The organism is Komagataeibacter xylinus (genome assembly GCF_009834365.1).
Lineage (GTDB): Bacteria > Pseudomonadota > Alphaproteobacteria > Acetobacterales > Acetobacteraceae > Komagataeibacter > Komagataeibacter xylinus_D.
The window spans coordinates 528,511-553,313 of record NZ_CP041348.1; the positions used below are offsets into that span (position 1 = coordinate 528,511).

General features: G+C 63.5%; 18 protein-coding genes. 2 read left to right on the top strand and 16 right to left on the bottom strand.

What is annotated here, in order from left to right; all coding sequences use genetic code 11:
- Positions 1-81 precede the first annotated feature (81 nt).
- Positions 82-1,254 (bottom strand): deoxyguanosinetriphosphate triphosphohydrolase, encoded by a 1,173-nt coding sequence (locus FMA36_RS02575; protein WP_159260579.1) that lies wholly within the window; start codon positions 1,252-1,254, stop codon positions 82-84.
- Positions 1,255-1,381: 127 nt separating this feature from the next.
- Here FMA36_RS02575 and FMA36_RS02580 point away from each other — a divergent pair, with 127 nt between their 5' ends.
- Together FMA36_RS02580 and FMA36_RS02585 are read left to right on the top strand one after the other, a co-directional pair.
- A complete protein-coding gene (locus tag FMA36_RS02580; protein ID WP_159260581.1) occupies positions 1,382-1,747 on the top strand; it encodes a HesB/IscA family protein in 366 nt (121 codons plus the stop codon).
- A complete protein-coding gene (locus tag FMA36_RS02585) occupies positions 1,744-2,529 on the top strand; it encodes an exodeoxyribonuclease III (protein ID WP_159260583.1) in 786 nt (261 codons plus the stop codon). Before FMA36_RS02580 ends, FMA36_RS02585 begins: the two co-directional genes overlap by 4 nt.
- Here FMA36_RS02585 and FMA36_RS02590 read toward each other — a convergent pair.
- From FMA36_RS02590 to FMA36_RS02660, 15 genes are all read right to left on the bottom strand, one after another.
- Positions 2,504-3,394 carry an EipB family protein gene (locus FMA36_RS02590; RefSeq protein ID WP_159260585.1) on the bottom strand — a complete coding sequence of 297 codons (891 nt, stop codon included), beginning with the start codon at positions 3,392-3,394 and terminating at the stop codon, positions 2,504-2,506. The genes FMA36_RS02585 and FMA36_RS02590 overlap by 26 nt on opposite strands.
- A 5-nt stretch (positions 3,395-3,399) precedes the next feature.
- Entirely contained in the window at positions 3,400-5,196 is a 1,797-nt protein-coding gene (aspS, locus tag FMA36_RS02595) for an aspartate--tRNA ligase (RefSeq protein WP_159260587.1), read from the bottom strand.
- 134 nt (positions 5,197-5,330) lie between these two features.
- Positions 5,331-6,422, bottom strand: coding sequence for an S-methyl-5-thioribose-1-phosphate isomerase (gene mtnA / locus FMA36_RS02600; RefSeq protein ID WP_159260589.1), 1,092 nt, complete (start codon positions 6,420-6,422; stop codon positions 5,331-5,333).
- 307 nt (positions 6,423-6,729) lie between these two features.
- Positions 6,730-8,616, bottom strand: a complete 1,887-nt coding sequence (gene htpG, locus FMA36_RS02605) for a molecular chaperone HtpG (protein WP_159260591.1) — start codon at positions 8,614-8,616, stop codon at positions 6,730-6,732.
- Positions 8,617-8,645: 29 nt separating this feature from the next.
- Entirely contained in the window at positions 8,646-8,822 is a 177-nt protein-coding gene (locus tag FMA36_RS02610; RefSeq protein WP_159260593.1) for a hypothetical protein, read from the bottom strand.
- 42 nt (positions 8,823-8,864) lie between these two features.
- The gene (locus FMA36_RS02615) at positions 8,865-9,494 is read right to left on the bottom strand and encodes an NUDIX hydrolase (protein ID WP_159260594.1); all 630 of its coding nucleotides are present in this window, start codon (positions 9,492-9,494) and stop codon (positions 8,865-8,867) included.
- Positions 9,491-9,949 carry a cupin domain-containing protein gene (locus tag FMA36_RS02620; protein WP_159263528.1) on the bottom strand — a complete coding sequence of 153 codons (459 nt, stop codon included), beginning with the start codon at positions 9,947-9,949 and terminating at the stop codon, positions 9,491-9,493. The genes FMA36_RS02615 and FMA36_RS02620 overlap by 4 nt, the downstream gene beginning before the upstream one ends.
- A gap of 178 nt (positions 9,950-10,127) precedes the next feature.
- The gene (locus FMA36_RS02625) at positions 10,128-10,757 is read right to left on the bottom strand and encodes a hypothetical protein (protein ID WP_240906455.1); all 630 of its coding nucleotides are present in this window, start codon (positions 10,755-10,757) and stop codon (positions 10,128-10,130) included.
- Between the two features lie 41 nt (positions 10,758-10,798).
- The gene (locus FMA36_RS02630) at positions 10,799-13,006 is read right to left on the bottom strand and encodes a beta-glucosidase family protein (RefSeq protein ID WP_159260598.1); all 2,208 of its coding nucleotides are present in this window, start codon (positions 13,004-13,006) and stop codon (positions 10,799-10,801) included.
- Between the two features lie 216 nt (positions 13,007-13,222).
- Entirely contained in the window at positions 13,223-13,693 is a 471-nt protein-coding gene (gene bcsD, locus FMA36_RS02635; protein WP_159260600.1) for a cellulose biosynthesis protein BcsD, read from the bottom strand.
- On the bottom strand, positions 13,693-17,652 hold the full coding sequence (locus FMA36_RS02640) for a cellulose synthase subunit BcsC-related outer membrane protein (RefSeq protein ID WP_159260602.1): 3,960 nt from the start codon (positions 17,650-17,652) through the stop codon (positions 13,693-13,695). Before FMA36_RS02640 ends, bcsD begins: the two co-directional genes overlap by 1 nt.
- A gap of 2 nt (positions 17,653-17,654) precedes the next feature.
- A complete protein-coding gene (locus tag FMA36_RS02645; protein WP_240906456.1) occupies positions 17,655-20,072 on the bottom strand; it encodes a cellulose biosynthesis cyclic di-GMP-binding regulatory protein BcsB in 2,418 nt (805 codons plus the stop codon).
- Positions 20,059-22,323: a UDP-forming cellulose synthase catalytic subunit gene (bcsA, locus tag FMA36_RS02650; RefSeq protein ID WP_159260604.1), complete on the bottom strand. Its 2,265-nt coding sequence runs from the start codon at positions 22,321-22,323 to the stop codon at positions 20,059-20,061. The genes FMA36_RS02645 and bcsA overlap by 14 nt, the downstream gene beginning before the upstream one ends.
- A 178-nt stretch (positions 22,324-22,501) precedes the next feature.
- Positions 22,502-23,491 carry an endoglucanase gene (locus FMA36_RS02655; RefSeq protein WP_240906457.1) on the bottom strand — a complete coding sequence of 330 codons (990 nt, stop codon included), beginning with the start codon at positions 23,489-23,491 and terminating at the stop codon, positions 22,502-22,504.
- Entirely contained in the window at positions 23,488-24,540 is a 1,053-nt protein-coding gene (locus FMA36_RS02660) for a glycosyl hydrolase family 8 (RefSeq protein ID WP_240906458.1), read from the bottom strand. Before FMA36_RS02660 ends, FMA36_RS02655 begins: the two co-directional genes overlap by 4 nt.
- Positions 24,541-24,803: the final 263 nt, after the last annotated feature.

Sequence of the window (24,803 nt, forward strand, 5' to 3'; positions counted from 1 at the left end):
CAGGCCCTGTGGCCCGGCATGGTATGGCCCGCCGGCATCGCGCAAGGACGGTGGCAGGCGGATGATCGTGCTGCGCGTGTTTCACCCCGGCGAGGACAGGTCCGTCAACCGTCGATATTCCTCCATGGCGCAGCGATCGGTCATACCGGCAATATAATCGGCCACCACCCGGCACGCACCTGCCATATCATCCGCCTCGCGGGCAGCAAGGGCAGGCTCGCGCGTGCCATCAGGCAGCAGGGTCATGTCGCTGCTGAGGATGGTAAAGATCGATTCGACCGTCAGCCGCGCCTTACGCGCCATGCGGTTGACGCGCCAGTGGCGGTACAGCCGCGCATACAGGAAATGGCGGATGGCCAGATTGGCCTCGGCCATGGCGGGGCTGTAGGCCACCACGGGGCGGGCGGCGTGGCGGATGTCATCAGCGCTACGCGGGGCAAGGCGTGCAAGGTTGCGCTGGGTCTGGCCGATCAGATCCATGGCAAGCGTGTTGATGACGCGCCGGATGGTTTCGTGGCGCAGGCGCGGGTCGGCATTGCTGGCACCCTGCGCCGGGGCCGCGGCACGGGCGGCTGCGAGTGCAGCACCCACCACCGGCAGGCTGTCGAGTTCCTCGATATGCAGAAGCCCCGCGCGCAGGCCATCATCAAGGTCATGGGCATGGTAGGCGATATCATCGGACAGGGCGGCCACCTGCGCCTCGGCCGAGGCATGGCTGCCGAGTTCAAGCTCATGCCGGGCCGCGTACTGCGCCACGTAAGGGGTGGGGTGATCGACCGGGCCGTTATGCTTGGCCAGGCCTTCAAGCATTTCCCATGTCAGGTTCAGGCCATCGAAGGCGAAATACCGCCGCTCCAGCAAGGTCACCAGCCGCAGGGACTGGGTGTTGTGGTCAAAGCCGCCCCATGGCTGCATGGCACGCGCCAGCGCCTCCTCGCCCGCATGGCCGTAGGGCGTGTGGCCAAGGTCATGCGCCAGGGCGAGGCCCTCGGTCAGGTCTTCCTCCAGTCCCAGCCTGCGCGCGATGGAGCGGGCAATTTGCGCCACCTCAAGCGAATGGGTGAGCCGCGTGCGAAAGAAATCCCCCTCATGGTTGAGGAAAACCTGCGTCTTGTACTGCAACGTGCGAAACCCTGCCGAATGCAGGATGCGGTCACGGTCGCGCTGCCACGGGCTGCGGGTGGGGGCCTCGGCCTCGGGGTGGAGCCTGCCACGGGCCGTAGCGGTCTGGACAGCGTAGGGTGCAGTGCTCATATAGGATCAGGACCAAGCCATGGATGAAACGGTAAAGGCCATACCGCCGTACATCCATAACCCGCCCGCAGCCCGCAGCCAACATGAAGTGGCCCCGGCCTGCGTGCACAGATCATGGTGAAACCCGATGTCCACGCCCCCTTCCCCCACGGCCGAGATGTTCCGCGTATCGGATTCGGCAGCCAGTCGCCTGCGCGAGATCCTTGATGAACAGCCTGCCACCTCCACGGGCGAACCGGCTTTGCGGGTAGCGGTCGAAGCGGGTGGCTGCAACGGCTTTCAGTATAAATTCGCGCTTGAGCCTGAAACCCGGCCCGATGACATCATCATTGCCGCAGGCACTGCCCGCGTGCTCGTGGACCCCGCCAGCATGGACCTGCTGAGTGGCGCCGTGCTCGATTTTGATGACAGCCTGATGGGCGCGCATTTCACGGTGCGCAACCCGCATGCCGCCTCCTCGTGCGGGTGTGGCACCAGTTTCTCGGTGGAATGATGAAATTCGTTACCTGGAACGTCAATTCCATCCGCCAGCGCCTTGACCATGTGCTTGACTACCTTGCCCGCGAACAGCCCGACGTGCTGGCGTTGCAGGAGATCAAGTGCACCACCGAAATCTTCCCCACTGATGCCTTCAAGGCGGCAGGCTATGACAGCATCGTGGTGGGGCAGAAGAGCTATAACGGCGTAGCCATTCTCACGCGCCTGCCGCATGAGGTCACCCATACCGCCCTGCCCGGCTGGGAAACCGACCCGCCGCAGGCCCGCTACGTAGAAATTCGCGCAGGCGGCCTGATATTTGGCAATCTGTACCTGCCCAACGGCAATTCCGGCGGCAGTGCGGGCTACGACTCCAAGCTCGCCTTCATGGAGGCCCTCGCACTGCACGCCCATGCCATGCTCGCGGCCGGGCAGGACTTCGTGCTGCTGGGTGACTACAATGTCTGCCCCACCGATGAAGACTGCGCCCCCGGGGCGCTCCCACCCGATGACGCCCTGGTGCGACCGGCCACCCGCGCGGCCTTCCGCCGCCTGCTCTGGCTGGGCCTGACCGATGCGCTGCGCGCGCTACACCCGGCAGGGCGCTTTTATACGTTCTGGGATTATCAGGCCGCCGCGTGGCAGCGTGACAGCGGGCTGCGCATCGACCATGCCCTGCTCTCGCCCCGGGTGGCCGAACGGCTGCTCACTGCCCTGCCCGCGCGCGACGAACGCGGCAAGGCCCAGCCATCGGACCACGTGCCGCTGGCCGTTACAGTGGCCGACGCGGCGGGCTGAGTGGTGGTGTTGCCGGGCAGTGATCGGGCACTGGCAGCAGCCGGAACTCGCGCAACGTGCCCGCCAGCCGGAACTGCCCGAAATCAAGGTCCAGCCGGTCGGCCACGCCGTTGGTGAAATAGCGCATGCCCTGCTCGAATATCGGCCCCATGTCGCGCGTGGTGGGGTTGTAGTAGGCGATATGCACCCGCTGCGCCCCAAGGGGGGCAAGGGCTGCAAACGGCGTTGCCACCGGCGGCGCCTCGCGTGCCAGCAGTAGCACATAGGTATTCAGCGCCCCGGTCTCGACCGTGCCATCAAACAAAGGTGGTGCGATCTCGGTCTGGGCCGCCTGCCCTGCCGCGATCACGCTGGCAGTATGGGCGACGGGGAACAGCGTGCCCGCGGGCAGCGCCACATCATGCACACCGGGGGCGGTATAATGCACCCTGCCACCACCCGGGCTCATATGGGCCTCGCCTGCTATCCGCGGGCTGGCCTGGCCGTTTTCGCTCTGGTCGGCGCGGAAGATGAGGGATGAGCCATCCTTGTCCTCCAGCACCGCGTAATCGGAATCGCTGTCATGCTCATCGCCCTCCCGGCTCACGCTGCGCACATGCAGCTGCTGCTGGGTGGACCACGCCGTGCACATGTCGGACAGCACGAAGGTCAGCCTGCCCTCCGCCGTCACCACATCGCCATCGCCCACGGCGGACAGGACAAGGTCATACACCGCCCGATGCGCCGCCATCCCTACGGGCGGGGCAGCGAGTGCCGGGCCATGCCACAGCCCCACCGCCACCAGCCCCGCCATCATGCCGCGATAACACGCCCGCCGCACCATAATGCGGCGCGCCGTGAGGGAGGGGCCCATCACGGCGTGCATGGCACTCAGTCCTTCTTCTGGCCGGGCTTGGGGCGTGGCAGGTCGAGGGCGAGCGAGAGCTCCTTGAGCCGCTGCGGCTCGACAGGAGCGGGCGCGCCCATCATCAGGTCCTCGCCCTGCTGGTTGAGCGGGAACAGGATGACTTCGCGGATGTTCGGCTCATCGGCAAGCAGCATCACGATGCGGTCCACACCCGGCGCCGAGCCACCATGCGGCGGCGCGCCGTAGCGGAAGGCATTGAGCATGCCGCCAAAGCGGGCCTCAACCTCGCTGGCCGGATAGCCCGCGATCTCGAAGGCACGGATCATCACGTCCGGCTGGTGGTTACGGATCGCACCCGAGGAGAGTTCGATGCCGTTGCACACGATATCGTACTGATAGGCCTTGATGGTCAGCGGGTCCTGGTTCTGCAGCGCGTCCATGCCCCCCTGCGGCATGGAGAACGGGTTGTGCGAGAAGTCGATCTCGCCCGTTTCCTCATTGCGCTCATACATCGGGAAATCCGTGATCCAGCAGAAGCGGAAGGCGTTCTGCTCGATCAGGTCGAGTTCGGTCGCAACACGGATGCGCACAGCACCCGAGAACTTGACCATCTCGTCCCCCTTGCCCGCGACAAAGAACACGGCGTCCCCTGCCTTCAGGCCGGTTTTGGCGCGGATGGCCTCGATGCGCTCGGCCTCGAGGTTCTTGGCGATCGGCCCCTTGCCGCCCTCTTCCGCGAAGATGATGTAGCCCAGGCCACCGGCACCGGATTCACGCGCCCAGTTATTGAGCTTGTCAAAGAACGCACGCGGGCGGTCGCCAGCACCGGGGGCCGGAATGGCGCGGATCTGGCCGCCATCGGCTGCGATGCGGGCAAACAGGCCAAAGCCGGAGCCCGCGAAGGACTCGGTCACGTCAGAGAGTTTGAGCGGATTGCGCAGGTCGGGCTTGTCGCTGCCATAGACTTCCATGGCCGTGGCGTAGGGAATGCGCTCGAACGGCCCTTCGCTCACGATACGGCCGCCGCCGAACTCACGGAACACGCCTTCCATCACCGGCTCGAGGGTGGCGAACACGTCTTCCTGTGTGGCAAACGCCATCTCGAAATCGAGCTGGTAGAACTCACCGGGCGAGCGGTCGGCACGCGCCGCTTCATCACGGAAGCACGGCGCGATCTGGAAATAACGGTCAAACCCCGCCACCATGGCGAGCTGCTTGAACTGCTGCGGGGCCTGCGGCAGGGCGTAGAACTTGCCCGGATGCATGCGCGCGGGCACGAGGAAATCACGCGCGCCTTCGGGCGAGGAGGCAGTCAGGATCGGGGTCTGGAACTCGACAAAGCCAAGATCCGTCATCCGCTTGCGCAGGCTCGCGATCACCTGCGCGCGCAGCATGATGTTGCGGTGCACCTTCTCGCGACGCAGGTCGATGTAGCGGTAGGTCAGGCGCAGGTCTTCGGGGTAGTGCTCATTGCCCGCCACCTGCAGCGGCAGCACGTCGGCGCTGGACTGGACCTCGATCTCGCGCGCGCGCAGTTCGATCTCGCCGGTGGGCAGGTTGGGGTTCTTGGTCGCGCCATCGCGCAGCACCACCTCGCCTGTCACGGTCAGCACGCTTTCCACGCGCACGCGCTCGGCTGTTTCCAGCACGGGGGAGCCTGCGGGGATCACGATCTGCGTCATGCCGAAATGGTCGCGCAGGTCAATGAACAGCAGGCCACCATGATCGCGCTTGGAGTGTACCCATCCGGAAAGGCGGGCCGTCTGCCCGGCATCGGCAGCCCGCAGGGCCGCGCAGCTATGGGTACGATAGGGATGCATGCTCTTGTCCTGATTCTACCAGATTTGGGGGGCACCGCCACAAGGGGCCGCACCCGGTTGCAGGCGCGACAAAGCCAATCCCGCCCGCGCCTGTCAAGGTTATAGCTGCATGGCCCCGGCGCGCGGGGCCATGCTCACACGTATTCGGGGAAGAGATCGCACAGCCCGTCTGCCGTGGCGGGGCAGCGCCCGCGCTCGGTAATCAGGCCGGTCACAAGGCGCGCGGGGGTGACGTCAAAAGCCGGATTGGCGGCCTTGCTGCCATCGGGCACGAGTTGCACGCCTGTCACGCGGCCCTCCGCATCACGGCCCTGGATATGGGTGACTTCGCGGCCATTACGTTCCTCGATGGGGATTTCCTTCACGCCGTCACTGATGGTCCAGTCAATGGTGGTCGATGGCAGCGCCACCCAGAAAGGCACGTTATTGTCACGCGCCGCCAGCGCCTTGAGGTAGGTACCGATCTTGTTGGCCACATCGCCCGTGCGGGTCACGCGGTCGGTGCCCACGATCACGAGATCCACCTGGCCATGCTGCATCAGGTGGCCGCCGGCGTTATCGGCAATGACGGTGTGCCTGACCCCATGGCGGCCCAGCTCCCATGCCGTGAGCGAGGCGCCCTGATTGCGCGGGCGGGTTTCATCCACCCACACATGCACCTCAATGCCGCGGTCATGCGCCATGTAGATGGGGGCGAGGGCCGTGCCCCAGTCCACGGTTGCGATCCAGCCCGCGTTGCAGTGGGTGAGGATATTGACCGGGCCGGGGCGGCGGGCGGCAATCTCCTCGATCAGTTCCAGCCCCTGCCGGCCGATGGCCTCGTTCTGGATCACGTCTTCATCACAGATGCGCCCGGCCTCGTCATAGGCGGCGGCCACGCGGTCGGCCTGCGGCGTGGTGCGCAGGCGGGTGAGCATGCGCCTGATGGCCCAGGCCAGGTTGACTGCCGTGGGGCGGGTAGCGGCAAGCAATGCCGCGTCACGCTCCATGGCATCATCGCTGCTGTCATGGCGCAGCGCCAGCGCCAGCCCATAGGCCGCCACCGCGCCAATCAGCGGCGCGCCACGCACCTGCATGGTGCGAATGGCATGCGCCACCTGATCGCGCTCGGTCAGGCGCAGGATGTCGAGCGACCAGGGCAGACGGGTCTGGTCGAAGATATGGACCGACCAGCCATCATCCGCATCCACCCAGACACTGCGATAAGAGACGTTATCAATTTTCATATAAGATTTGCCGCCATCCAAAAACCGGAACACACAAAAGGGCGTGTAGGGAAGCATCCGGCCAGAGCGCGTTCAAGGCCCTGCCGCCTGAATACTTTGAATAAAGCTGCCGTTGCGGTTTTTATGCCATAAGGCAGCCTAATCCGCTCCCGCATGGACACGATCATACAGCCACTCAGCCCGCAGGGCTACCGGAACATGAAAAGCCCCTGCTCCCGGCGTGGCTGAAACCTGCAGATAAAGAACATCCCGCCATGCAGGGCGCATGGCGGGATGGTTGTGACGCACCATTCAGCGCAAAGTGGGTTCAGCCCTGCGGGCCGTCCGTCAGCGGCAGGCGCGTCAGGATCGTGGTCAGGCGCTGGGCGAAGCCGGTGGGGTCCTTCGGGCTTTCGCCATCCTGGATCCGGGCCATGTCCATCAGCGTCAGCGCAATATCCTGCACCGGGTCGCCATTCTTCACGCGGGTGGCGAGATCGGCGATCAGCGGATGGGCCGGGTTGACCTGCAGCACAGGCGCTGTGTCGGGCACCTGCTGGCCGCTGCGCTTCATCAACCGGATCATCTGCAGGTCCGGCCCGGATTCGGGGGCGGCCAGCACCACGGCGCTGTTGACGAGGCGGTTTGTACCCTTCACGTCAGACACCGCATCACCCAGCGCTTCCTTCAGCGCGGGAATCACGACTTCCAGCGCATCCTTTTCGGCCTGTGTTTCCTCCGGCGCGCCGAACTTTTCCAGATCGGTATGGAACTGGCTGATGTTGCGGATGGGCACATCCTTGTACACGCCCAGCCGCTCGGGCCAGAAGGAATCCACCGGGTCGGACAGCAGCAGCACCTCGATGCCGCGCGCGCGGAAACCCTCAAGCTGCGGCGATGAGGACAGCATTTCCGTGCGGTCGCCGGTCAGGTAGTAAATGGCTTCCTGCTCGGGCTTTTTGCGCTCAAGGTAGGCATCGAGCGTGGTCCAGCCTTCCTGCGTGCTGGAGCGGAAGCGGGCGATGGCGGCGAGTTCCGTGCGGTGGGTTGCGTCGTCCCAGATGCCTTCCTTGAAGGTGGGGCCGAAATTATCCCAGAACTTCTCGAAATCCGCCTCGTCCTTGCTGCGGGTCTTGAGTTCCGAGATCACGCGGTTGGTCACCGCCTTGCGGATGCGGGCGAGCACCGGGGTTGCCTGCAGCATCTCGCGCGAGACGTTGAGCGGCAGGTCCTCGGTATCGACCACGCCGGTTACGAACCGCAGCCACGGCGGCAGCAGGCCTGCATCATCGGTAATGAACATGCGGCGCACATGCAGGCGGATCTGGCTCTCGCGCACCGGCTCGGCAAACTCGAAGGGCTTGCTGCCGGGAATGAACAGCAGTGCGGAGAACTCCATCGTGCCTTCGGCATGCCAGTGCAGCGTGGCCCAGGGCGTATCGAAGTTGTGGCTTACGTGGCGGTAGAACTCGTTGAGCTGCTCTTCATCAATCTCGCCACGCGGCTTGCGCCACAGCGCCGTGCCCTTGTTGGCCGAGGTTTCCTCGCCATCATCCTTGACGATGGTGATCGGCCACGAAATGTGGTCGGCCCATTTGCGCACGATGGTTTCAAGCTGCCACGAATCGAGGAAGTCGTTCGCATCTTCCTTGATGTGCAGGATGATGTCGGTACCCGCCTTTTCACGCGTGGCCGGGCTGATGGTGTAGTTGCCCTTGCCGGTGGAGGACCAGCACCATGCCTCGTCACTGCCTGCGCGGCGCGAGATCACGTCTACCTTGTCCGCCACCATGAAAGCGGCATAGAAGCCCACGCCGAACTGGCCGATCAGGCTCGGCTTGTCCTCGGGCCTGGCGTTGGCGAGTTCCTCGCCAAAGGCGCGGGTGCCGGAGCGGGCGATGGTGCCGAGGTTGCGGGCAAGGTCTTCCTTGCTCATGCCCGCGCCGTCATCGCTGATGGTCAGCAGGCGGGCATCCTTGTCGGGGTTGATGCGGATCTTGGCATCTTCGGGCAGGGCGCGCGCGCCATCGGTCAGCGCCTCGAAACGGCGCTTGTCGGTGGCATCCGCCGCGTTGGCGACGAGCTCGCGCAGGAAGATTTCACGCTCGGAATAGAGCGCATGCACAACAAGGTCGAGCAGGCGGCCGACCTCGGCGCTGAATTCATGCTGTTCGCCCGTGGTTTCGGGTGGGGTCGTAGTGGTCTGTTCCGTCATGGCTTATCCAGTCTGTCTGTTGCACTGCATCAGGTTACAATTTGTATTGGATATGGAAATCCCGGCTGGTTTTTCAATGGGCTGCCATCGGGGCCTGCCTGAACAGGCAGTCCAGAAAAAATCCCGTAAAGCGAAGGGGTTTCTGGTGAAGCATTTTCCAGAAAGCTTTCAAGAACACCGCCTTTTTGAAAAAAGGCGGCACCCAAAAAACTTTCATCATTTTTCCAATATATTGTTTTAAAACTGTTTTAATCAAAATCTGTGGGCAGGTCCGGGTTGGCTGCGTGTTCGAACATGCGGGTCAACTGGCCGGGCAGCACGCGGCCAAGCGAGAGCTCGGTGGGCAGTTGGTCTGCCGCAAACCAGCCAATCTCCGATGTCTCGATACTGGTCTCGGCACTGCCGCCGGTCAGTTCGCAGATGAAATAAAGCGTGCAGCACGAAAACGGTCCAGGCGGATGGCCCTGCCGGTCGCGGTCCCACACGGCGGCGAGCTTGGTCACGCGCACGCTAAACCCGCTTTCCTCGCGCACTTCCTTTACCGTGTTTTCCACCGGGGTCAGGTTCACATCCGCCCAGCCGCCCGGCAGGGTCCAGCGGTCATGGTCCAGCACCTCGCGCACCATCAGCATGCGGCCCTGCGCATCGAACACGGCGGCGCGCACCACCAGCTTGGGCGTGGCATAGCCGTCCTGAGTGCTGAACAGATCGAGCACGCGCGTCATGTCGGCATCGCTGCCCGTGGCCATCATGTCGGCTGCAATCTGCCTTATGCTTTCATAGCGTTCGCGGTCGAACGGGCTTTCGGCATAGGTCAGGCCACTCTGGGCCAGCGCCTGCAGGTCACGGGCCCAGATAAGCCATTGCGGGGTGGTCATGCGTTGTCTCCTTGTGGCGTCCAGCCGGGCGGGGCCAGTTCAAACTGGCTGAAAACAAAGGCGGGCGCTACCTGGCAGCCCATCAGGCTCCAGGCGCCCCAGCTTTGAGCCGCCTGCCACACCCCCGGTGGCACCACCGCCTGCAGCACCTGCCCCTGTGCGGGCAGCGGGCCGAGCACGATCCGCTCGATCGGCGCGCCCTGCCGCGCTGCCATTTCAAGCACCAGCGGGCTGCCGCCCTGCCAGCACCAGATCTCGGCCGCATCAACACGGTGCCAGTGCGAACGCTCGCCCGCTGCCAGCAGGAAGTTGATGGTCGAGACCGCGCCACGCGGGCCATCGGCGGGAGTGTCGCGCCATATTTCGCGGTAGCTGCCGCCTTCGGGGTGGGGTTGCAGGCCCAGTAGCTGCCGCACGGTCGCGGCAGGGATGTTGGGGTCTCGCAAATCTGTCATGGGGGTTGTGGCTCCGGTCATGATCGCATGCTCCGGCGTAGCTCTCCTGCTACCGGGCTGCAAACGGCAGGCTGATGGAGAATAAAAGTTTTGGGGTGCCGCCTTTCTGCAAAAAGGCGGCATTCTTTGCAGCTTTTTGAAAAAAGCTTCACCAAAAACTTCTTTGAGACATGACTGGTCAGCGGTCCTCATCTGTAAAAGCAAGGGTCTGATCAGTATAGGTTTCCACCACCTCGCTAAAGGCACGTCCCTGCCCGTCGCGCAGCACCGCGCGCTGGCGCACGATCTCGGCCGGGGTCACGATCATCGCCCTGCCCTGCCCCGCAGCCGGACCGGGCCACGGCGACCACAGCCGCGCAAATTCCAGCCGCTCGCGGGTAAAATGCAGCGGCGCCACTACATGGCCGAAGGATGTGTCCGTCCCCTCCAGCGTGGCGTTCATCTGTGGGGTCAGCAGGGCGGGCACATACCAGTTATCCGCAACCGAAAGCACATACGACCCGCAGGTCAGCCGCACCTGCCGGTGCTGCACGGGTTGCGTGGCACTCACGCCCAGATCAGCCCGCACCCGCGCGGGCACCAGGTCCGGTTGTGGCAGGGCCGCCTTCTGCGCCACGACCACAGGGCGGGTGGCCAAATGGTGGCTCGCACACCAGTCCTCCAGCGCCAGCGTGGCGCTGGAGTGGGTGAGCAGGGTTATTTCCAGTTCCTGCACGCTCATCATCAGGCGTGCGCGCATGCCTGGCGTATCGGGCCATGAGAGGCTGGCCGCCTGCACCGGACAGGCAGCCAGCAGCCCAGCCGCCATGATCGCTGCGCCCCGCAGCCCCCTGCCCATCCTATGCCACCTCAGGGCGCCATGGTCCGGCCATGCAGGTGCATGGTGGCCTGCTGGCTGTCATCGGTGGCGCATGATGCAAGCCAGACGCGGAAGGTGCCCGATGGCACGCTCCACCGGTTATGTTTGCCATCGAAATGCGCCAGCAGGCGCGGCTCAAGCTGCAAGGAAACCTGACGGCTCTCGCCCGGCGCCAGGCTGATACGCTGCCAGCCCGCCAGGCGGCGCGCGCCACCATCGGGCAGGCCAACATAGACCTGCGGCACATCCACGCCCGGGCGCGTGCCGGTATTGCGCACGTTGAACGTGGCCGTCACCTGCCCGTGGTGTTCGGCCACCTTCAGCCCATCGGTGCTGAACGTGGTGTAGGTCAGGCCATAACCGAACGGATAGAGCGGCTTGAAGTGGTTGCGGTCGAACCAGCGGTACCCGACATCGCTGCCTTCATCGTAAACCAGTTCCTGATCGGTGTGGAACTGCATCTCGAACACGTTATCCGCCGTTACCCCTGCAATATCGGGGTGGGCCAGTTGCGATTCCGCCTGCGGGAAGGTCATGGTCAGATGCCCCGAGGGCGCCACCTTGCCAAACAGCAGCCGGGCAATGGCCGGCCCACCGCCAGAACCGGGGAACCACGCCTCAAGCACGCCCGCCACGCTGCTGTTCCACGGCATCAGCACCGGATCGCCGGTTTCCATCACCACCACCGTGTGCGGGTTGGCTGCCGCCACTGCCGTAATCAGCGCATCAGCATTGTCATCAAGGTGCATGCTCGGCGCGTCCATCCCCTCGAAGGTGAACTGCGTTGCATACACCACCACCACGTCGGCCGCCCGCGCCGCCCGCACGGCAGAGGCGATACTGGTGCCGGAATCATAGGTGATCCGGGCCTGCGGCGCCTCGGCCTTCATGGCCTTGAGCGGCGAGGACGGGAAATAGACCGGATCACCCGGCCATTCCTTCTTGCCCGGCCCCTTCACCGCCTCGCCACCGATGGGATCGACCTGGCTCGACCCACCGCCCGAAATCACGCCCGCATCGGCATGCCCGCCGATGACGGCAATGCGCGCAGTCGGCGAAAGCGGCAGGATGTTGCCCTGGTTGCGCAGCAGAACCGCGCCTTCCTCCTCGTCCTTCTGGGCCACGAGGGTGTCGGTCACCACATCAAGCGGCCTGCGCTGCGGCGGCTGGTCGACAAGCCCGGCGGCAAACAGCGAGCGGACAATGCGCTGCGCCATGTCGTTGATGCGCGCCTCGGGCACGCGGCCCGCCTTCACATCGGCTGCCAGCAGGGCGCGGAAATAGGGGCGGGCATCGGTATGATCGCCCGCCGATTCCTGATCCAGACCCGCCAGCGCCGCGCGCGCAGAGGAATGCGTGCCCCCCCAGTCAGACATGACAAAGCCGGGATAATGCCAGTCCTGCTTCAGCGTCTTGGTCAGCAGGTACGGGTTTTCACATGCATAAAGGTCATTGACGCGGTTGTACGAGCACATGACCGCGCCGGGATGGCCGGTTTCAAGGGCGATCTCGAAGCCCAGCAGGTCGCTTTCGCGCATGGCTGTGGGGTCGATATCCGCACTCATGGTCATGCGCGATGTTTCGAGGTCGTTCATCGCGTAATGCTTGAGCGTGGAGATCACATGCTGCGACTGCACGCCCGCAATGTTGCTGCCCACCATGAGCCCGGTCTGCAGCGGGTCCTCGCCGGCATATTCAAAGTTGCGGCCGCCACGCGGGTCGCGCGTCAGGTCCGCGCCCCCGCCAAGTATAACGTTGAAGCCGCTCTGCCATGCCTCGCGCCCGACCATGGCACCGGCCTGCCGCGCCATGTCCATATCCCATGTGCTGGCCGTGGCCTGGCCGGACGGCAGGGAAACCGCCTCACCATTCTTGCGGATATGCGCCGGGTTGCGCACGCCAAGCCCTGCATCCGAAATCTGCAGGTCAGGCAGGCCCGAACCCTTCGGCGCACGCAGGTAAGCCGCCGAACCCAGCCCCCCCGGGGGCGCGACGCTTCCATTGAAGCCACCGCCATCAACACTGAACAGCAGGGACATCTTGTCCTCAAGGCTCATGGTCGCGAGCAGCTGCCGCGCGCGGCTATCAGCCGGGTCGCCCCCGCCATCATGCGCATGCCGCGCAAAAGCGGGCACCTGCGCCAGCGCCACGCCACACGCCACGGCGGATAACAGGAATATCTTGCGGGACAGTCTCATGTGGCTGGCTTCTCCTTCAGGGGCTGGACAGTGACGGCACGGCGGCCTGCACCTGCCATTTGCTTGACCCATTTGTGAAGCACCCTGCCCCCGCGCCGCATGATCTAGCGCAAAAACAGGGCAAAGAGTGGGGGGCCAATACGCAAAAACCCTGCCTACAGGGCATGAACATGCCTGTGGGCAGGGTTTTGACGCACATGGCGCGACTGACAGGAATCAGGTCGCGGCGCTACGGGTGCGCATGTAAAAGATGACCGTCTGGGCGGGGACCGAGTTCAGGTCTTCCGCGTCAATATCACGCGTTACGACATAATCACCGAATGCGCCGGGCTGCGACGTGATCCAGCGGCCATAAAGCCCTTCCAGCACCGGGGCAAGCCATGTGCCGGCAGGCTCGCCCGCGCTGCCCACCTGCGGCAGGTCTTCATGCACGATGCGCATGGCCTGTTCTTCCGCCAGCAGGTCCAGCTTCACGTAGCCCCAGTTGATCATGGCCAGCAGGGCGTTCAGCTCGATCTGCAGCTGGTGGATGGTGTTGCACAGCGGCGGCTGGAAACGACCAGCCATACCACGGCCGACCTCGCGCAACAGGTCATTCCTGACCTCGATCCCGGCCTGATCATCGATCTCCCAGGACAGGGCCTGCAGGAAAAGCGAAAAGTCCGGTTTTGCGTTCAAAGTTGTCATTACTGGTCCATAATAAGATAGTGTGCGGAAATCATGGCGCCGCTTTCAGTCCAGTTACCGGCCTTCTGATAGCGCCCCGACAGATCAAGACGAACATTGCGTGTAAAGCGATAGCCCACCCTAGCATTAAAGCCACCGGTAAGACCAGCAATACTATCCCCGGGATAGTAGGCGCTGTTCACCGTTTCCTGCGACAGATAATCCGCCGGCGTGGCGCTCGCCGAGTAATTCGATGCAACGTAATTGGCACCGGACTGCATCAGCGATGACGTGGGGAAGAAGGGTGCCGAATGCTCGTGGAACACCTGATAGCCCACGCTGCCCGTCACATCCCAGTCCAGCCGCTTGTGCTGGCCCGCGTAGCGGATCGGCACCGTCGCCGCGTAATAGGACTGCGGCGAGAAGTAGCCGCCCTGCCCGTAGGTATAGAAATCCTCGTTCTTGGCATAACCGAAATAGGTCAGGCTTACACCAATGCGCACCAGCATGTTGGCGTTATGCCACACCAGCGTGTTGGCGCCGATGCCCGCTTCGCGCTCGCTGTTGCGCTGCACGTTCTTGCCGGTCTGGATCGCGTAACCACCGCCACCATACAGGATGGTGTTGCCCAGTGTCGCCTCGACCTGACCGTGGAAATGGTTGGTCACCACCCCACCCCATTCGCTACCCCACTGCTTGGACAGTGCCTGGCCATAGACCTGGCGGGCATACCGGCCAAGTGCGCTGTTGTAGTTCGTATCACGCAGGCCGCCATAGGACAGCACGCTGTTGGTGATCGACCGGCGCTCGGCGCTGACACGGAACGTGACCGGCCCCACGCGTGGCGAGAACTCAACCCCACCCAGCACGTTGGTGATGGGGAAGCCAATGGGCGACGCGCCCACATCGGCCCGCACCCAGCTATTGCCAAACTGCACATCCGGCGCGAACCCGGCCTCGGCCGAGGCTGCGGCAATACGCTGCTGGTCCTTGCCCGCGTTGCTGTAGCTATCGTACTGGTTATAAGCCTGCACGCCCATCATCGTGCCATAACGCGGCACATCATAGACGGAAGCTGTGTTGAGGTTGCCCGACCAGATCATGGTTGGCGTGATCGAGAAAGTCAGGGCGGACGCCCCCGCCTGCAGCGGCAGGCGGCCCACGATGGGAATGTTCGCTTCCGTCAGGCGGCCCATGCCATGCTCGCCCGAACGCGACCGGAACCCGAGGCCACCATCGATGGAGGGCGCAAGGTTTTCACGCAGCGTATGGATCTGCCCGGCAATGGAGGAGAGCATCTGGTCCGACGTATCGGGCGATACCGCTTCGGCGCTGTACGAACCACCGGTTACTGGCGCGCCGAGTTCCGTCTGGTGGCCGTAGCCACGCGGGCGGAACGGGTTGGTCGAGGGGGGAGCAAGCGCATCTTCCTGCGTTCCGCCAGCGCCAGACGCAGCCCGCGTGCCTTCAACCTGCTGCAGGCGCAGGTCGTAGGCCCGGCGCAGATCCTCGATGGTGCGCTGCCCATGGCCATCAGCCTGATCGGCCACGGCCATGGCCAGCCAGGCGCGGGCGTCCATCGGGCTTTCCTGCACGCCATCCATGGCGAGACGGGTGGCAAGGCTGTTGTGGTTGCTGTTGACCGCCGCCTGCACCGCCGCCTGCCGCGCATCAAGATCCTGCGGGTTGTGGCGCAGCACCGCAAGGTCGATCTCGAGCGCCTTGCCCGGCTTGCCATGGCCGTTATACAGCCGCGCGAGCGCCAGCTTGGGCGATGTTGCCTCCGGGTCGGCCTGCAGGGCAGGTGCCAGGTGATCATAGGCCTGCGCCTGATCGCCACGCTGGTTGAGCAGATCGGACTGCGCCACCGAGATGCCCATGCGCAGCTGCTGCAGCGTCTGCACCTGCTCGGGCAGCAGGGCGCTGCCAGCAGCCGAACCCGTGCCATCCCCCAGCGGGGCCAGCAGGCGCGCGGCTGCCACCGGGTTGCTGATCTTCATGTATTCGGTGGCATAGGACAGGCGCTGGTCGGGCGAAAGGTCAATGGTGCGCGTCGAGGCGATGCGCAGCGCCATGCGCGCATGCACCATGTCGCCACGCTGGCGGAACAGGTCGGCCACCGCCACGCCACGCGCACCGGTCGGATCAGGCTGGGAAAGGGCCTCGCGGATCAGCGGCACCGGGTTGGACACCATGGACAGGCGGCTGGCCAGATCCTGCTTGATTTCCATTTCCTCGGCGATGGAGCGGATCGCGGGGGAATAATCCGCAGGCGACAGGCCGGCCAGAAGCTGGCGGGTCATCGCATCATTGCCACTGCCATAGGTATAAAGAATACCGGCCTGGCGGTCCTGTGCGGTGACGGGGTTGGCCAGGATGGGCTGCATCACGCGCCCGGCTTCGGCCACGTCACCCTGCTGCTGCAGTGCATTGGCAAGGTTGATGCGGACCCACGGATCACGCGGGGCCTGGGCCATCGCTTCGCGCAGGATGGAAACCTTGCGCGCTGAATCCGACGTCTGGGACGCAACCGCCATCAGGCCGGAAACCTCGATTTCGCCCACCTGGCTGGCATATTGCGGGCTGACACGCGACAGGAGCTGGCGTGCTTCCGCCGTGTTGCCCTGCGCCATGTCCACCCGGGCCAGCCCCATGAGGGCCAACTGGTTATTGGGCTCACGCGACAGGATGCCACGATATTCCTGCTCGGCGGCGGCAATCTGGCCGGTCGTGCGCTGCAGGTCGGCCAGCATCAGGGTCGCACCGGTATACTGGCCGGGCTGGCGGGCCAGCGTGGCAAGCTGCTGCTTGGCCTCGGTATACTGATGGGCAGCAATCAACTGGCGAACGGAGGCGTACTCCCCGCTGACGGCCATGCCCGCCAGCGCCGGGCGCCAGCGATCGGCGGTCTTGGGGTCGGCAGCCATCGCCTCTTCAAAATAGCGGTGCGCCTCGGCGGTATCGCCCTGCCGCATGCTCACGAGCCCCATGCCGCCAAGCGAATCAGCATCATGGGAGTTGATCTGCAATGCCGACTGGAAAGACTGCTCGGCAGCGGAAAGACGGCCCGCGTTAAGCTGCTGGTAACCAGCCTGGCGCGCAAGCCCCGCCTTGTCCGGCGGACCGCCGGGGGGGTGGAGCATATGCTCGCGCAGCGCAGTATCATTGGGGTGGGCGGAAAGCCACTGCTCCATGAGGGGCTGCGTATCGGGATTGACCGGCAGCCAGCTCAGGGTCTGGCGGTAGGATTGTGCCGCGGCGGCAGCCTCGACCGGAGCCTGGCTGCGGAAGGACTGCAGATCCTTGAGCCGGGTCAGGCCTTCCATCCGGGTCGAGGTGTTATAGGTCAAGGTCTGGGCAAAGGCGAGCTGGGCGCGGTAATCCTGCGGGTTGGATGCAACGATCCCGGCAAGCCCGGCGCGGGCCTGGTCCCACTGGCTCGGCACGCCTGCCATGGTCTGGTAGTATTCCACCGCGAGAGAACGCGGCGGCTTACCACCGTGGAACAGCTTCTGGTACCCCGCCACCGCCTGCGCGTTCTGACCCGAACCCGCCAGCGAGCGGACCTGCGACAGGTCGCCTTGGGAAATGGCCCGCTCACTGAGCAGGTCATTCAGGTTGCTGGCCGCAGTACTGCCCGGCGCCACCTGCTGCAGGTGGCGCAGCGTATCGGCGGCAGCTTCGCGGTTGCCAACGGCCGTCTGGTATTCACCCTGCACTTCCAGCACGTCAGGGGAATTGGGGGCGATGCGCTCCGCATTCTGCAGGGCCTGGCGGGCATTCTCATACTGCTGCTGCTGAAGCCAGAAGCGTGCCTGCTGCAACAGGATCTGCCGTGGGGCCACAGCCGGGTTCGTGGCAGCAGTGGTCATGGCGGTGGAAGCCTGCTGCGCCCGCGCAACAGGAACCGCTACCAGCACCGTCATGCAGCTGCTGGCCAGCAGGGCACCAGAAAGCGAAAGGGCGTATCGCCTGTTCATGATCACGTTCTCTGCCTTTCTTCCTGCAACTCCTTACGGCGGCGCAGAGCATGCTTGGCCAGGGCGCGCACCAGGACAGCCACAACCAGTATGCACCCCAACAGGCCGACCACGATCACGCGGCTGGGGTGGTTGTGCATATACCAGTCAGGCTTGAGCCACAGCGGCACGGTGCCAACCGTATACAGCGGCGAACTACGGTAGGATGTCAGGTCATCGCCATGCGCCAGCACCAGATCACCCTGGATCTTGGCCTGGTTTTTCCGCTGCGCCAGGATCTGCACAAGGTTGTTGAGGCCCTGCCCGTCACCCGAAAGCAGCGCGAGAACGGTCCGCCCCGATGCCAGCGGCGATTCCGCCTCGACCATCGCGGCCACGCCACCGGTCAGCGTGCTCTCGACATCGGTCGGGGCCGTCTTGCTGACAGCCGACATGGGATCCTGGAACAGGTTCCACACACCGCTCAGCGTCGAGCGCAGGGCCATGTGCAGCCGCCCGTCCGAAATCTGATAGGCCGAGTTGCTCAGCAGCTGCGAAACATCGCCGCTATTGGCCAGTGTGGACAGGACAATCAGGTTCCGGTCCGCCACGTCATTCACGTGGTCGCTCGAGACCACATCCACGCCGGACACCGGATACCATGTCGTCGCACCCATGAAGCCCATCAGGTCGAGATAGGCGCTGACGACCATGCCATTGGGGTGTTCAGGCAGCACCACGGCCGAGCGCGACAGGTCGGCGTAGGTCGTGAACGGATAGCCGGCACTGGCCATGAAGGCGAGGTTGGGCATGCGCGTGATATGATAGGAGTTGGACAGATCGATCGTCGAATCCGGGTCAACGCCCATATGGAAAGTGCTCGGGCCGGGTTTGCAGCCCGGCTCGGCCATTGCCGCCATCTCGAAATAGAACAGCAGCTGGTTCTGGCCAAAGACCCGGTAGGTCGGGATGGGCATGGTATGCTGCTGCACGCTGTCATTGCGACGGCCGATGCCCACATGCCGCAGGAGCTGGTCCAGCGTTGAATCCGGCTCACGCAGCGGATAGGCCTCAAGATAGGTATCGTTGATGCCGACATTGAGCGATGAGCGCGACACATCGACGATCGGCCCCGGCGGCGCACGGAAACGGACGTTCAGCTTGTACGGCCGATTGCGCCACGTATACAGATCGGGCGAGACACGGAACGGCACCGACAGCGCGCCAGGCGCGTAACCTTCAGCCTGCAGGGCACTGTCTGGCACCAGTTCGCCAAGGCGGACCGGGCGACTGGTGGGAATGAAGGAGGGCGCATCATTCGCCACGCGGGCACCCACATCAATCGGGGCCACATCCATGCGGTTGGCTGTGGGCAGGGTGCTCGAACCGAAGCCGATGCCCTTGCTCGCGGTAATGACTTCATCACGATCGCGCCCGGTTACGATCAGCACCGTGCCGTTGGGGTCGGATGGATTGCCCACTTCCAGGAGCGTGGGGCCATTGACCGACTGGCGCCCGAGGGCGGAAGGCAGCTCGTCAGCCACGCCAACGACAACGGCGTTGCCCGTCTGCGGAATGGTGGAGAAGACCGGGAAGGTGACGCCACGGAAATCGGTCTGCTGACCGAACCACGATGCCAGGATGCCGGTCGCCTTCAGCACTTCGGGATCAAATGTCTGTGCGAGAACGAACGGAATGACGATCTTCTGCTTTACGTTCTTGTCGAAGAACGGCTGGGGCAGACGCGACAGCTGACGATGCGGGGGAAGCGGTATGGTGGTGATCTGCAGTTCGGAGTGTTCGGACACACTGGCCCAGAGCAACCCGTTGCTGGGGTCCGTGCAGCCCTTCGAGCTTGAAGCGAAGCTGAAATTCAGCCGGTTGCCGCTGATAAAGAAGATGGGGTTGATATCGAACGAGAGCGGCCCAAATGTAGGATGGGTGGGGTCAGGGCGCAGCGTGCCGATGAACTGCTCGTTCAGCGTGATCGTGACCGCGCTGGTATCTGGCTGGAGGCTGGGCGACATCGCCCCCGACACTATAAGCCGTGCCGACGTGACCAGCTGGTCGGCCGGAATGCCGAACTGCAAACCCTGCAGCGTGGCAGCGCCCTGCATTTTCAGCGCACTCTGCGCACCAAGCTCCTTGAGGGAGTATGTGTGCACTGTCGCCACGTCAGATGCGGCAATGGCGTTCTCGGCGTTATCCACGACCGCGTCAGCCGCGCTGGCTGCCGTGGCATCTGCCGCCGGGGCGGTCGTGGCGGGCTGGGCCGCGCTCGCGGGCGGAGCAGCCTGCGGTGCCGCGGCGGGGAGAGGTGGCAGGTCGGAACCTGCGGGCTGCGGGGCTGGCGCCTTGGAGGCAACAGGCGCAGCCTGTGCCCCCGTTGCAAAGACCAGCAGCGCGATCAGGGACACCATTTTCATATCACGAGGCCGCACGGCTGATCTTTCCTTCCTGTGTCTGTCCACTCTGGATGGTTGTGGGCTCCCTGCGCTCAACCGGTAGGGCAAGTGGTTTCTTTTTTGGACGACTATTGGCCATCATTTTGCCTTTTTTGCGGAACAGCGCCTTAATGCTGAGCAGCAGGCTCCACAGGCTGCGTAGCGGCCGATCATCTTCATAATTGTTCCATTGCAGCCAGGCATCCGCCCGTCCGAACACGAAGCGGACGATATCGCGTTCCGTATCAAGGTCATTATTGTCCCATGTGAATACGGCCTTGCCATTCTTGCAGCGCAGCATGGTAGCGGGAATATCGATCTCCTCGCCATCCAGCACGGCATGGATACGTGTCTTGATCGGCCCCGTATTGATATCTGGCCAAGGCATGTGAACGGCAACACCACCCATGGAAACATCCTGGGTCATGCCCTGCGTCATATGATGATAGGTATTGGGCTGCCCCTCGACCGGTGCTTCATAAACCGTTACCGGGATATGCGCCTCGATACGATGGCTGTAACGGACCTGCTTGGTCTCACGCCCCACTGCAATGGCGGCGAGGAGGATGATGAGACTGATCATCGCCCAGATGCAGTTCAGTGCGTAAGCACGCATGGCGATGGTATCAAGCTGGGCGGAGTGGAAGCTCAGTTCGAACAGACCGATCAGCAGGCCAGCCGCCATAATGACGGCAAAGATGATGTTGGGGTAGGTCGCGCCAAGGTCGAACTCTTCCTCCTCCAGCACGCCGCCTTTTTCCGTCACGTTGAACTTGCCCTTGGAGGGGAACATCAGCGTGATGATGGTTACGCGCACCAGGAACAGCGCCATGGTGGTTTCGTATACTTCACTCCAGAACGAATAGCGCCAGCCCTTGTTCACCTTGGCGGCGGTCGCGATGGAGTGGAACATATGCGGAATGGCGTAGGCCAGCACGGCCACCGGCGAGGCGGCGATGATGTTCTGGCCCGCGAAAAGGAACGCCAGCGGCGAGGCAAGGAAGATGACGCGCGGAATGGCAAAGAAGAATGACGTCATGGCCGAGAGGTAGCACAGCCGCTGCCCAAGCTTCAGGCCGCTCCCGAGCATCGGATTATCCACGCGGAAGATCTGGATCATGCCGCGCGCCCAGCGCATGCGCTGGCCGATATGGGTTGTGAGTCGTTCGGTAGCCAGACCACTGGCAACGGGAATGCGCAGGTAGGCGGTGGACCAGCCCTCGCGCTGCATGCGCAGGGCGGTATGGGCATCTTCCGTCACGGTTTCAACCGCAAAGCCGCCAATCGATTCAATCGCCTCACGCCGCAGGATGGCGCATGAGCCGCAGAAGAAGGTGGCATCCCAGAAGTCGTTACCGTCCTGAATAACGCCGTAGAACAGGTTGCCTTCCGGCGGGGTGCGATACCCCACGGCCAGGTTACGCTGGAACGGATCGGGAGAGTAGAAGTGATGCGGCGTCTGCATCAGGGCAATCTTGCGATCAGCGACCATCCACCCCATGGCGATCTGCAGGAACGCGCGTGTCGGAATATGGTCACAATCCAGAATGAGGATGTAATCGCCGCTTGTCTGCTTAATGGCGTGGTTGAGGTTACCTGCCTTGGCGTGCGCACTGTCCACGCGCCCGATGTAAAGGGCACCGCAATCCTTGGCGAACTGTTCGAATTCGGGGCGGACACCGTCATCAAGGATATAGACATTCACTTTATCGGGCGGCCAGTCGATGCCCAGCGCGCCCAGAACGGTCAGGCGCACGATGCTCAGCTGTTCATCGTAGGTCGGGATGAAGATATCGACGGTCGGCCACTCATCAACATTGTCCGGCAGGGGCAGCGGCGCGCGATGAAGTGGCTGGATTGTCTGGAAATAGCTGAGAAACAGCATGTACAGGGCGTAGAGCTCGGCCATGAGCAGGGTTACGCCAAGCCCGCCCTGAATCCATGTATCGAAGTCCAGCGTTTCGGTCAGGCGCCATGTCAGGTAACGCAGGGAGACCAGTGCAGAGAGCACCTCCAGAAAAATCTGGGTGCGCCGGCTTTTGCCCCGCCCAACAATAAAAAAGACGAGCACACACACAAGTGCCACAATCAGCTGCTCATTAATGGACAACGTGACCGTGGTCGCGGCAATAAGTGCACAAAGCCCCAGCGCTCCAACTATATAGTTGGCCCCACGCAGTGACAGTATCTTGTTGGAAAAGCGGTCTAGCCTACTCTCCGCGGGTACTGGCGACTGAACCTCTGACATCAATAGCTCGTCCGATAATAAATACTGATAAAACAGATAGTTATATATTCAAAAGAAAACCGTCAGACGCATTCGGTCCGTCATGTCGCCTTTCGGCCCGCAGTCGGTGCGGGACGGGGGAAAACCTTCCCCCTCCTTTCCTTTGGCATGCCGGGAGCAGGTCATTCCCGGCACGGTTTCAGGAGTCGCCGTTCGCATCTTCACGCTTGCGCAACAGGGCGTCACGCAGGCTGGGCTTGGGCACCAAACGGTCCGTGGCCCGACCGCCAAGGGTCATGAACACTTCGGTCAGGGTCGGAGAGTTGTCGGTCGGCGCGGGGCGGCCAGCCTGACTGCCATTCGGGGAAATCTTGTCAACTTTGGTCATTGTGGTCACCTTGGAAACAGGTTTTGAAACAGGACGGGACACCGGTGCCGACTGGAACAGCCTTGCTGCGGGCGCCCGCTCGCTTCCCGCACCAAAAAAGAAGCCAGGCCCTGTCAAACGCTGCCCACGCTGCTGCTGGGCCTTGGGCACGGGGGCCCAGTCTTCCACCGCCGCGGGGGGCGTGACTGACGCCGTCGTGCCAAAAACCGGAGCCGGACGGGGCGCCATGAAGGAAGACACCGCAGGCTTGGGCGGAGCGGGCGGCGCCACGGCTGCAGGCTGCTGCGGTGCGGCCTGCGCAACGGCGGCTGCGGCTGGCTGTGGCGCAGGCTCATATTCCGGAACCGTTACGGCTTCGGCGTGAGTCGCCACATAGGTCTCGGGCGCGGCTGCGGGCGCATTGTCAGGTGCGGCATAGGCTTCGGGTGCGGCCTGTTCAGGCTCTGGCTGCACGGCATAGGTATCATGCGCAGCAGGCGTATACGTCGTTTCCGCGTAGTCATGCGTCTGCTCTGCAACCTCGGCGGGCGCAGCCTCAGGCGCTGAGTGGGTGGAATAGGTCTCATCGTAGGAAGAAACGTGATGCTGCGACGTTTCTTCAGCAGCATGCCCGGTCGCTGCGGCCTGCGCTGCGCCGGACTCGTCGTGCCTGACCTCGGGCCGGGACGGACGTTTCTGCTTGAAAGGGCGGTAGTGGAAACCTGCGGCGCTAATACCATAGCCATCGGTCAGCATACGATCGACATCCTGCTGGTTGTCGACATTCACCGGTGTTCCCGCTTCCTTTTCAGGTGTGCTCACATCCCATCTCCCTGGTTCCGGGCGATATAGGCCAGCATGGTCAACGCGGCCGAATAATAGTCGGGCGCATGATCGAGCGTGGGCAGTTCACCCGCCGATGCCAGCCCCGTGCATGATGCCACGGCCAGATAGCCCGGCGGCGCATTATAGGGCGAACGCGCCCCGTTGGTCAGGTCAACCCAGCCCGGCAGGGCGGACGCGCCATAATGGTTCCAGAACAGGCTGAAATCAGCCTGCAGTTCCGGGGTCAGCATATGCGCCCAAGACAGGTAGAGCGGCACGCGAATCGCATCATACGAGAAGCGTGGCGGCCAGCCCTTGGCAATGGAGAAGGCATTGGTGTGCAGGTTGATCGACAGCCAGTCCGGCGGGAGCTTCCACTCACCGAATCGCCCTTTGGCAATGATGAGCAGCCCGTCGCCCATCACCTTTGTCCACTGCGCGTCACCCGTCAGCGCGAAGGCCTGCATGAGCGAGGGCATGACGTAATAGGACAGGTTGAGGGTGACCGCATCCTTGGTGACAAACCCGACAGCGCCCGGCAGCAGCACCGTATAGGGACCAACGGTCTTGGTCATGAGTTTCAGCACATCGCTGTAGATGGCCATGGCATCCTGGATATAGTCGGCACGTTTCCAGCGCTTGCCAGCCCAGGCGAGGCCGAGGGCGATCAGCAGGTCGCCATCGGTTGCGTTGTTCTTGTCTGCTACGGGCGGGTTATGCCCATCAAGGTAACGCCAGGAGAACAGGGCATCCCCCTTGTGCTGCAGGTTGGCGCGCGCCCAGGTCCAGATCGCCTCGAACGCCGCCCGGTCGCCTGCTGCGGCGGAGAAGAGCATGCCGTAGCCCTGCCCCTCGCTGTGGGATTCACCGCTATTGCCCGTATCGACAATGCGCCCGTCAGAATGAAAATACTTGTTGCGGAAAATGGTCCATTGCTGGGCGATCTGCGGGTTCACGCCAATGGCGTCATCGGCCTGGGCGCCAGAAGAAAGCACGGGAAAGCTGCCTGCCACTGCCATGGCGGACAGAAAGGAGCGGCGCCCCATTCCGGATACATGTTTTTGCAGCTTCATAAAATCCAACAGCATCTACCACCACACCCTCAAGAAGTCTGAACCCACGCCACTGCCTGGCTGAACGCATGCCGCGCCCTCGATACCCTGCCGTGCCATGACGCCTTAATCGGAAACTCCTCCATCCTGCAAGTCGAAGGCGACCATTCCGGGACAGACTTTATTACTGAAAAGGACCATAACGTCTCTTCCCCCAACGGCGAAACCGCCACCAGCGCCAAACCGGAGACAGGGAG